Genomic DNA, 504 nt, shown 5'->3' with positions numbered 1-504 from the left:
GCGACGACGCCCGCCAGCGCGCCGTACCACGCCGTCGACTCGAGTGGCGGCGTGACGAACTCGACGCCTCGAACGAACGCGAGCGTCGTCTCGAGCCCGTGGCGGCTCTCCGAGAGCAGCGTCCAGAGCCCGGACGGGTCGGCACCGATCGACCGGAGGTCGGTCCAGATCGAATCGAGTGCATCCGCGTTCTCGAGGCCGAAGTGGCCGAGTCCGGCGGCGTAGACGAGAACCGAGAGCCAGATCAGCGGCAGCGAGAAGTTCTGTCGCCGCCACCAGCGGGTGAGGGGGTTACCGGCTCCGTCGGCGGTCCTGGACTCGGAACCGGTCGCAGTCTCGCCTGACCGAGCGGTTCCGTGAGCGGCCCCGCTGTCCGTCCCGCCGGTTCGGCTACTGGACCCCGATCCGCGACTTCCGGAGGGTCCCGTCCCCGTTCCGGAACCGGTCCCGGTACCAGTACTGGCCGCACTCGAGGCACCGCTCGCGGTCCCGGCCGAGGCCGAC

Annotated in this window: 1 pseudogene; it reads right to left on the bottom strand. The window is 71.0% G+C overall.

Annotated elements, in window-relative coordinates:
• A pseudogene (locus PGX04_RS25875) lies at positions 1 to 504 on the bottom strand (J domain-containing protein); the annotation flags it as partial.

The organism is Natrinema soli (assembly GCF_028618695.1).
The sequence above is the reverse complement of the archived record's forward strand: the minus strand, read 5'-3'. Positions and strand labels throughout refer to the sequence as shown.